5 protein-coding genes and 1 pseudogene are annotated in these 10,264 nt (G+C 74.3%); 3 read left to right on the top strand and 3 right to left on the bottom strand.

What is annotated here, in order from left to right; genetic code table 11:
- Positions 1–102: 102 nt before the first annotated feature.
- Both treY and glgX read right to left on the bottom strand, forming a co-directional pair.
- Entirely contained in the window at positions 103–2,613 is a 2,511-nt protein-coding gene (gene treY, locus AB5970_RS18910; protein ID WP_370505499.1) for a malto-oligosyltrehalose synthase, read from the bottom strand.
- A complete protein-coding gene (glgX, locus tag AB5970_RS18915; RefSeq protein WP_370505500.1) occupies positions 2,610–4,862 on the bottom strand; it encodes a glycogen debranching protein GlgX in 2,253 nt (750 codons plus the stop codon). The genes treY and glgX overlap by 4 nt, the downstream gene beginning before the upstream one ends.
- 148 nt (positions 4,863–5,010) lie before the next feature.
- Between glgX and AB5970_RS18920 the strand changes: the two genes are divergently transcribed.
- Positions 5,011–6,240, top strand: a complete 1,230-nt coding sequence (locus AB5970_RS18920) for an NAD(P)/FAD-dependent oxidoreductase (RefSeq protein WP_370505501.1) — start codon at positions 5,011–5,013, stop codon at positions 6,238–6,240.
- On the opposite strand, the gene AB5970_RS18925 is transcribed toward AB5970_RS18920, so the two are convergent.
- The gene (locus AB5970_RS18925) at positions 6,237–7,325 is read right to left on the bottom strand and encodes a carboxylate-amine ligase (protein ID WP_370505502.1); all 1,089 of its coding nucleotides are present in this window, start codon (positions 7,323–7,325) and stop codon (positions 6,237–6,239) included. The genes AB5970_RS18920 and AB5970_RS18925 overlap by 4 nt on opposite strands.
- Before the next feature lie 634 nt (positions 7,326–7,959).
- On the opposite strand from AB5970_RS18925, the gene AB5970_RS18930 reads away from it, so the two are divergent.
- Entirely contained in the window at positions 7,960–9,309 is a 1,350-nt protein-coding gene (locus AB5970_RS18930; protein WP_370505503.1) for a DUF6421 family protein, read from the top strand.
- A gap of 41 nt (positions 9,310–9,350) precedes the next feature.
- Positions 9,351–10,264, top strand: a pseudogene (locus AB5970_RS18935) (DNA-binding response regulator); the annotation flags it as partial.

Here is a 10,264-nt window from a genome sequence, read left to right on the forward strand (position 1 = left end):
CCCCCCCCCCCCCCCCCCCCCCCCCCCCCCCCCCCCCCCCCCCCCCCCCCCCCCCCCCCCCCCCCCCACGGCGGAGGGGGCCCAGACGCGGGGGAGCACGGGTCAGCCCTCGGCCCGCACCAGCAGCGCGACGGGCAACCGGTCGAGCAGCGGGGCGACGCCCACCACGCCGCCCGCGACCGGGCGGTCGGTGAGCACGTCGCGCCACTGGCCCTCGGGCAGCGCGACGGTGTGGTCCGCCCAGCCGGCCAGCCGGTCGACCGCGTCCGCGAGCCGCGTCGCCACCACGGCCACGCGCGGATCGCCTGCAACCGTCCGCGCATAGGTCAGCGAGTGCCCCGACGAGTGCGCCAGCGGCAGGAAGCCGCTGTCGGGTCCGACGAACGCCTCCGGCAGCGACCGGCGCAGCCGCAGGGCCCGGGACGTGACGAGCAGCTTCTCGTCGGCGAGGTCCCGCGGGCCGGCACCGTCGTCGAGCCGCGCGAGGCGGGCCACCAGCGGCTCCAGGGCGACCGGTCGGCGGTTGTCCGGGTCCACCAGCACCGGGTTCGGCACCTCGGTGCCCTGGTAGACGTCGGCGATGCCGGGCAGCGTGAGCTGGACCAGCTTGGTGCCCAGGGTCGCGGCGCGGACCGCAGGGCGGGTGCGCAGCTCCCACGCGCCGAACAGCTCGGCCACCGCGGGGTCGACCAGCGCCTGCCGGGCGGCGTCGAGCACCGCGCGCTCGTAGGCCTCGTCGGGCGCCGTCCACGTGGTCCTGCTCTTGGCCTCGCGGATCGCCTTGGTCAGGTACTCGACCAGCCGGTCCTCGGCGATCGGACCGGCGTCGGTCCACGTGCCCGCGAGCGTCTGCCACAGCAGGTACTCGGTGCGGCCGTCGAGCAGGGCGCTGCGGTACGGGGCCGAGGCGCCGCGCAGGGCGTCCACCAGCGCCGACCACTCGCGCGGCAGCTCGCTGAGCACGCCGAGGCGCGACCTGGTGTCCTCGCCCCGCTTGGTGTCGTGCGTGGTCAGCGTGGTCATGCCGAGCGGGGCCGAGACCTGCATCGTCGCCGCCCACGCCGACAGGTCGGTGGGCGTCAGCGCGAACTGCTCGGGGTTGCCGCCCACCTCGCACAGGCCGGTGAGGTGGGTCCAGCGGTAGAACGCGGTGTCCTCGACGCCCTTGGCCATGACGGCGCCGCAGGTCTGCTGGAAGCGCACGATCAGCTCGTCGCGCCGCGCGCCGCGCGTGCGCCCGGCGCTGCCCACCTCGCGGCCCAGCAGCAGGTCGACCACCACGTCCATGGTCGCGCCGCGCTCGGGCGAGAGCCGGGCGCGGGCGTGCCCGGCCGCGCGCTGGAGGATCTCGAGCGACTCGGGGTGCACCGGCTCGCCCGGCACGACGTAGGCGCGGTAGCGGTCGAACGCGACGAGCAGCTCGATCAGGCAGTCCTCGAGCGCCCGCCACGTGTGGTCGCGCAGCCGCAGGTCGTCCCGGCAGATGTCGGCCGCGAGCGACGTGAGCCGGTACACCTCGGCGTACAGCGGACCGTCGACGATCTCGCGCTTGGCCCGCTCGGCGATCGCCGGGAACGCGTCGGAGGTGTCGCCCGTGAGCCGGTGCATGACCGCGCCCAGCACGGCCGCGCCGCCCGGGTCGACGAACGTCTCCTGGATCCGCCACAGGGCCTCGTAGCCGGTGCTGCCGGCGGTCTCCCAGTCGGGCGGCAGCGTCTCGGAGCCCTCGAGGATCTTCTCGACGACCACCCAGGCCCCGCCGCTCGCCTCGCGCAGCCGCGCCAGGTAGCCCGCCGGGTCGGCCAGGCCGTCCGGGTGGTCGATGCGCAGGCCGTCGATCGTGCCGTCCGCCAGCAGCGAGAGGACCAGCGCGTGCGTCGCGTCGAACACCGCGGGGTCCTCGACGCGCACCGCGAGCAGCGTGCCCACGTCGAAGAACCGGCGGTAGTTGAGCTCCTCGTCGGCCACGCGCCAGTACGCCAGCCGGTAGTGCTGGCGCTCGACCAGCTCCGCGAGCGGCAGGGACTCGGTGCCGGGCCGGATCGGGAACACGTGGTCGTGGTAGCGCAGCACCGGCACGGCCTCGGCGCCGGGCACGGCGACCTCGTCGAGCTGCAGCTCGTCGCGGCCGAGGACCGCGCCGATGCGGTCGCCGAGCACCGGCATGAGCACCGCACCGTCGCCCGCGGACCAGTCCACGTCGAACCAGTCGGCGTAGGGGGAGTCGGGGCCCTCGGACAGCACCGACCACAGCGCGCGGTTGTGCCAGACCGGCGTGGGGACCGCCATGTGGTTGGGCACGATGTCGAGCACCAGGCCCAGCCCGGCGCCGTGCGCGGTCTCCGCCAGCCGGCGCAGGGCGGGCAGCCCGCCCAGCTCGGGCGCGATCTCGTCGTGGTCGACGACGTCGTACCCGTGGGTCGAGCCCGGCGCGGCCCGCAGGACCGGCGACAGGTACACGTGCGTCACGCCGAGCGACGCCAGGTACGGCACGCGTGCCGCGACGTCGTCGAGGGTCAGGTCGACCCCGAGCTGGACCCGGTAGGTGGAGGTCGGCACCGGCTTGCCCGCCGTCGGCAGCCGGCGGGTGGGGGTCGGGCGCGGGTCGCTCATGCCGTCGGGCGCGGCCGCGTGGTGCGTCGCTTCGGCTTCTCGTCGGCCGACTCGGCGTGCTTGCGGCCCTTCGTCTGCTTGGCCGCCTCGCTCGCCGCCGCCGCCACCGCGCCGGAGCCCGACGACGTCGGCGACGTCACGATGGAAGGACGGGTGAACACGATGATCGACTTCTCCCGCAGGTCCAGCGTGGTGCCGGCCGCGACGGTGGTGCCGGCCTCGATCTGCGAGTCGGTGTCCACCACGGCCGTCCACTCGGCCCCGAACCGGTTCTGGGGGAGCGTGAACGTGGCGGCGTCGGGCTGCCCGTTGAACAGCACGAGGAAGCTGTCGTCCACGACCTCCTGCCCGCGCAGGTCGGGCTCGGCGATCGCGTCGCCGTTGAGGAACACCATGACGGCGCGCGCGTGGTCGGCGGCCCAGGCCTCGTCCCGCATGTGGTGACCGTCGGGCGCGAGCCAGGCGATGTCCAGGAGGTCGGAGTCGTCCGCGAGGTCCGGCTCGCCGGCGAAGAAGCGACGGCGGCGGAACACGGGGTGGTCCTGGCGCAGCCGCACGAGCCGACGCGTGAACTCGAGCAGGTCGGTCTTGTCCTGGTCGAGGTCCCAGTCGACCCAGGACAGCGGGCTGTCCTGGCAGTAGACGTTGTTGTTGCCCTGCTGGGTGCGACCCAGCTCGTCGCCGTGCGCGATCATCGGGACGCCCTGCGAGAGCAGGAGCGTGGTGAGGAAGTTCCGTCGCTGCCGCGCGCGCAGGGCGGTGATGGTGGGGTCGTCCGTGGGCCCCTCGACGCCGCAGTTCCAGGACCGGTTGTGGCTCTCGCCGTCGTTGTTGCCCTCGCCGTTCGCCTCGTTGTGCTTCTCGTTGTAGGAGACGAGGTCGTTGAGCGTGAAGCCGTCGTGGGCCGTGAAGAAGTTCACGCTCGCGATCGGGCGCCGGCCGGTGTGCTCGTAGAGGTCCGAGGAGCCCGACAGGCGGCTGGCGAACTCGCCCAGCGTCGACGGCTCGCCGCGCCAGAAGTCCCGGACCGTGTCGCGGTACTTGCCGTTCCACTCCGACCACAGCGGCGGGAACCCGCCCACCTGGTAGCCGCCGTCGCCGACGTCCCAGGGCTCGGCGATGAGCTTGACCTGCGAGACGACCGGGTCCTGGTGCACCAGGTCGAAGAAGGCCGACAGGCGGTCGACCTCGTGGAACTGCCGGGCGAGCGTGGCGGCCAGGTCGAAGCGGAAGCCGTCGACGTGCATCTCCAGCACCCAGTAGCGCAGCGAGTCCATGATCAGCTGGAGCACGTGCGGCGACCGCATGAGCAGCGAGTTCCCGGTGCCCGTGGTGTCGAAGTAGTGCGCCTGGTCGTCGTCGACGAGCCGGTAGTAGTTGGCGTTGTCCAGCCCGCGGAAGCTCAGCGTCGGGCCCATGTGGTTGCCCTCGGCGGTGTGGTTGTAGACCACGTCGAGGATGACCTCGATGTCGGCGGCGTGCAGCTCCTTGACCATCGCCTTGAACTCCTGCACCTGCTGGCCGGCCCGCTGGAACGCGGCGTAGCCGTTGTGCGGGGCGAAGAAGCCGATGGTGTTGTAGCCCCAGTAGTTCGACAGGCCCTTCTCCACGAGGGAGGGGTCGTTGACGAACTGGTGCACGGGCATGAGCTCGACGGCCGTCACACCGAGCGACGTGAGGTGCTCGATGACCGCGGGGTGCGCCATCCCGGCGTAGGTGCCGCGCAGCTCCTCGGGGACGGCGGGGTGCTGCATCGTCAGGCCGCGCACGTGCGTCTCGTAGATGACCGACTCGTGGTACTCGTGCTGCGGCGGGCGGTCGTGGCCCCAGTCGAAGTACGGGTTGATGACGACCGAGGTCATCGTGTGGGCGGCGGAGTCGTCGTCGTTGCGCTCGTCGGGCGCGTCGAACCGGTACGAGTACAGCGACGGGTCGCCGTCGATCTGGCCGTCGATCGCCTTGGCGTACGGGTCGAGCAGCAGCTTGTTCGGGTTGCAGCGCTGGCCCTGGGCCGGGTCGTACGGCCCGTGCACCCGGTACCCGTACCGCTGCCCGGGGGCGATGGCCGGCAGGAACCCGTGCCACACGAAGGCGTCGACCTCGGTCAGGTCCGCACGCGTCTCGGTGCCGTCGTCCGCGATCAGGCAGAGCTCGACTCGTTCGGCCACCTCCGAGAACAGGGCGAAGTTCGTCCCGGTCCCGTCGTAGGTGGCCCCCAGGGGATAGGGGCGTCCCGGCCACATCAGCATGCATGCCAGCGTGCCAGTCGGGCGTGCATCTGGCGCGGGGTGCGTCCGGTTGTTCTGGGTGGACTTCGACACACCCGCACCCGTTGCGCCCCGGCCCGCGACCTGGTGCGCTGGCCTCGGGACGCGGTCCGACGAGATGGAGACAGCCGTGAGCGGTCAGGTCGTGGTCGTGGGAGCGGGCCTGGCGGGCGCCAAGACGGTCGAGGGGCTGCGGGAGCGGGGCTACGACGGGCGCGTCGTCCTGCTCGGCTCCGAGACCGAGCGCCCGTACGAGCGGCCGCCGCTGTCCAAGGGCTATCTGCAGGGCGGCGAGGAGCGCGACGGGGCGTTCGTGCACCCCGCCGACTGGTACGCCGCGCACGACGTCGACCTGCGCCTGGGCACCACCGTCGCCTCGATCGACCTCGCCGCGCGCGACGTCCTCGACGGCTCGGGCTCGCGCACCGCGTGGGACCACCTGGTGCTGGCGACGGGATCGGAGCCCCGGCGGCTCGACGTCCCCGGCGCGGGGCTGCAGGGCGTGGTGCACCTGCGCACCCTCGACGACAGCGACCGGCTGCGGGCCCTGCTGGTGGCCGGCAAGCACGTGGTCGTGGTGGGCGGAGGCTGGATCGGGCTCGAGGTCGCCGCGGCGGCCCGCGCGGCCGGGTGCACCGTGAGCGTCCTCGTGCGCGACCCGCTGCCCCTGCTCGGCGTGCTCGGACCGGAGCTGGCGGCGATGTTCGCCGAGCTGCACCGCGAGAACGGCGTCGACCTGCGCACGCGCACGGAGGTCGCCGAGCTCGTCGCGGCCGGCGACGGGACGCACGTGGGTGCGGTCGAGCTGGCGGACGGGACGCTCGTGGACGCCGACCTGGTGGTGGTGGGGATCGGCGCGGCACCGCGCGTCGCCCTGGCGAAGGCGGCCGGGCTGCACGTCGAGGACGGCGTCGTCGTCGACGCCCACCTGCGCTCGTCGAACCCGCACGTCCTCGCGGTCGGCGACATCGCGCGCGCGCACCATCCGCTGCTCGGCACCCACGTCCGGGTGGAGCACTGGGCCAACGCGCTGAACCAGCCCGCGACAGCCGCGGCGACGATCGTGGGCGCGGACGAGCCGTACGAGCGGCTCCCGTACTTCTTCACCGACCAGTTCGACCTCGGCATGGAGTACGCCGGCTACGTGGGCTCGCACGGGTACGACGAGGTGGTCGTCCGCGGCGACCTGCAGGCGCGGGAGCTGGTCGCGTTCTGGCGGCGCGACGGCAGGGTGCTGGCCGGGATGAACGTCAACGTCTGGGACGTGGTCGACGACGTGCAGGCGCTGATCCGGTCGCGGGCCGTGATCGACCACGACCGCCTGGCGGACCCGGACGTGCCGCTGGTGGACCTGCTCTAGCCCGCGAGCGTCCGGTCGACTGCGCGGCGGACCACCTCGTCGTCGTCGGCACCCTCGGCCCGCCAGCCGAGCTGCTGGATCGCGCCGTTGCCCCGCCGGAGCACGGTGGCCACCTGCCGCTCGACCCACTCGAGGTCGCCGGCCGCGGCCAGCGCGGGGCGGACGTGGTCGACCAGCTGCCCGACCACCTCGGCCGCCGGCATCGGCTTGCCGGACAGCGGGCTCACCAGGTCGCCCGTGAGGCCCGACCGCGCGGCCCGCCAGGTGGCGGCCCGCAGCAGCTCCGTGCGCGGCGCCGGCATCGGGTCGCCCATGGCCGCCTCCGCGAGCCCGCGCACCAGGGCGGCCTGCAGGGCGGCGTCGTCGGCGTCGAGGCACACGTCCGCGACGCGCACCTCCACGGTCGGGTAGCGCGAGGACAGGCGGGCGTCGAAGTAGACCATCCCCTCGTCGAGGATCGCCCCGGTCCGCAGCAGGTCGTCGATCACGGCGCGGTAGCCGGCGGCGTCGCCGAACGGCGCGGTCGGTCCCGCGGTCGGCCAGCGTCCCCACACCTGCGAGCGGTAGGAGGCGTAGCCCGTGGCGGTGCCCTGCCACGACGGGCTGTTGCCGGACAGGGCGAGCAGCACCGCGTTCCACGGCCGTAGGTGGTCGAGGATCCTGACGCCCTCCTCGTCGTCGTCGATCGAGACGTGCACGTGGCACCCGCACGTGAGCTGGTCGCGCGCCGTCTGGCCGAACTCCGCGCGGATGGCGTGGGCGCGCCGGTCCGGGATGACGGTCGACTCCACCTCCTGTGGCGCGGCGGCCAGGGCGGCGATCCGGGCGCCAGCCCGTCGGGCGACCTCGTCGGTCCGTGCCCGGCCCGCGCGGATCTCGGCCGCCAGCTCGCGCAGGTCGGCGCGCGGCGGCGTGGAGGTCTCGATCTGCTCCTGCTTGAACTCCTTCTCCAGGTCGCCGCCGGGCTCGCCGTCGGGTGACGTCTCGATGGCCGACGCGTGCCGCAGCACCGTCGCCGCCACCGGCTGCGGGCGGCCCTCGGGCGTGACCAGCAGGAACTCCTCCTCGACACCCAGGGTTCGCATCGGCTCAGTCTGGGGGAGCGAGGGGTGGCGCGCCTGCGCTCGGCCGACCGGGTGCCGTCACCGTTGACCGGGCGGCGCGCGGACCGTACCGTGCAGTAACGCTGCCGTCCGAATGGTGAGATGACGCATGAGGCTCTTCCCGACCGTCCACGCGACCGGTGATCTGCCGGCCCCGCACCGCGCGCACCTCGAGCGCCACGGCCTGGTGCTCGTGGGGCCCGACGACGACCCCGACGTGGTCGTCGTGCTGCCCGGCACGGAGCCGGCGGGGACGCTGGAGGGCACCGGCGTCGTCGTGCTCGCGGCCGGGACCGAGGCGGCCGCCGTGCGCCGGCTGCTCGCCGCCCGGGGCGTCACCGTCCACTCGGCGCCGGCTGCGGACCCGGTCGCGCTCGTGCCGGCCGATCTCACCGCGGACGACCTCCTCGCGTGGACCACGGAGCTGGTGCTCCCGGTGCGCGCGACGCTGGGCACCGACACCGACGCGGCCGCCCTGCTGCGGACGGCGACCGGCAGCCAGGCGCCCGGCCACCTCGTCGCGGCCGGCCGCCGGGACGAGCAGGGCGGCCTCCTGGTGCTCGGGATCGACCCGACGACCGATCTCCCCGGCTCGGCCGAGGTGCTGCTCAACGCCGTGGTCTGGGCCGCGCGCCCGAGCGCACCGGGCGCCGAGGCCACCCGGTCCGACCTCGTCGACCACCCCGCCTGGGTCCGGCTGAAGCGCGACGTCACGGAGCTGCAGGCCATGCAGGTGCGCGACGGCTCGGTGCCGGAGGCGGGTCTGCACGAGCGCGCGCGGGAGCTCGTGCACGCGATCGGGCTCGCGCTCGACGAGCTCGCACCCGCGCTGCCCCAGGACGAGGACTACCTGACGCCCTGGGGCAAGGACCTCACGCGCTGGGCGGACGCCGGGTTCGGGGTGCCGGACTTCCTCGACTCGCTGGTGGCCTTCCACCCCGAGCGCCAGCGCGTCGACGGCCTGCCCCACCTCGTCCTGTTCCCCATGTACACGCAGAACGGGAGCACCGACCGTCGGGTCGAGGCGGTCCTGCTGCAGGTGCGCTGGCCGGACCTGGTGGCGCGCCTGGAGGCCGAGCAGTTCAGCAACGCGCTGTTCGTGCCGGTCACGTTCCTGGACTTCACCGCGGGCTACGACACGAACTCGGCGGTCCTGTTCCCCGAGACGGTCGCGGTGCGCGAGGTGCCGACGTTCACGTGGGGGGCGATCTTCGCCGACCGAGAGGCCGCCCGGTTCCGTCGCGTGGTGCGCGCCGCCGCGGAGACCACCCGCCTCGCCCTGCCGCCCGACGCCGCCCGGCTGCTGGCCGACCAGCACCTGGCCGAGGAGACGTTCGTCCTGTGGGACCTGGTGCACGACCGCACGCACATGCGCGGCGACCTGCCCTTCGACCCGTTCATGATCAAGCAGCGCATGCCGTACTTCCTGTACTCGCTGGAGGAGCTGCGCTGCGACCTCACCGCGTTCCGGGCGGCCGTGCGGCTCGAGGCCGAGGGAGTGGGCCACGCCCGCTACGTGCAGTACGCGATCCTCTTCGACCGGCTGTTCCGGTTCCCGGTGACCGGCTCGCGGGTGCGCAACTACGACGGGCTGGGCGGCCAGCTGCTGTTCGCCTGGCTGCACCAGCACCACGTGCTGCACTGGACGGACTCGCGGCTCACCATCGACTGGCCGCAGGTGCCGGACGCGGTGATCGCGCTCGCCGAGCAGATCGAGCAGCTCTACTGGCGCTCGATCGACCGGCCCAAGACCGCGCACTGGCTGGCCGCCTACGCGCTGGTCTCCGGCACGCTCACCCCGCACCCGGCCTCGGCGTGGGCGCGCGGCGACCTGCCGCTCGACGGCCCGCCCAAGGGCTTCACGGACGCCGTGCTGGACGACGAGTTCCCGCTGTCGATGTTCTACGAGGCGCTCGCCCGCAAGATCGGCGACGTCGTGGCGTCGACCAGCGGGATCACGGCCTGACCTGGGGGTAACGTCGCGGGGAGGCGACGACGGGGCGTGCGATGACGGAGCTCGACCGGGGCCGCGCGGCCTACGCCGCGGCCGACTGGGCGCTGGCCCGCGAGTGCCTGCGGGCCGCGGAGGCCGAGGCGTCGCTGGGCGCGCCCGACCTCGTGCTGGCCGGCCAGGTCGCCCTCCTGCTGGGCGACGACGACGACGGCGCCGACCTGCTCGCTCGCGCGCACCGCTCCTTCCTCGCGGGCGGCGACGCCGAGCACGCGGCGCTGTGCGCGTTCTGGCTCGGGATGCACCTGGTGAACCGCGGCGAGCTGGCGCCCGGCTACGGCTGGTTCGCGCGGACCCACCGGCTGCTCGCCAGCGAGGGCGGGGACTGGGTGGTCGGCGGGTACCTGCTGCTGCCCGCGGGCTGGCAGGCGGTCGCGGAGGGGCGGCTCGACGAGGCCGCGGACCTCTTCGCGCGCGCGGCCGCGGAGGGCGAGCGGTTCCGTGAGCCGGACCTGCTCGCGCTCGCGCAGGCGGGCCACGGGCACGTCCTGATCGCCGCGGGCCGCCCCCGCGAGGGGACCGCGCTCCTCGACGAGGCCATGGTCTCCGTGACCGGCGGGGAGCTCTCGCCCGTGACCACCGGCGCCGTCTACTGCACCCTGATCGACGTCTGCCAGCGGGCCCTGGACGTCCGGCGGGCGCAGGAGTGGACCGCGGCGCTGGAGCACTGGTGGTCCGCGCAGCCCGGCCTGGTGCCGTTCACCGGGGCGTGCCTGGTGCACCGCGCCCACATCACCCGCCTGCACGGCGACTGGTCCCTCGCGCTGGCCGAGGCGACGCACGCGTGCGAGCGGCTCACGGCGCACGACCCCCGGGCCGCCGCGAGCGGGTTCGTCGAGCTGGGCGAGCTGCACAGCCTCCGCGGGGAGACCGACCTCGCGGACGAGGCGTTCCAGCGCGCGGCCGCCCT

Source organism: Cellulomonas sp. ICMP 17802, from assembly GCF_041295535.1.
Lineage (GTDB): Bacteria > Actinomycetota > Actinomycetes > Actinomycetales > Cellulomonadaceae > Cellulomonas.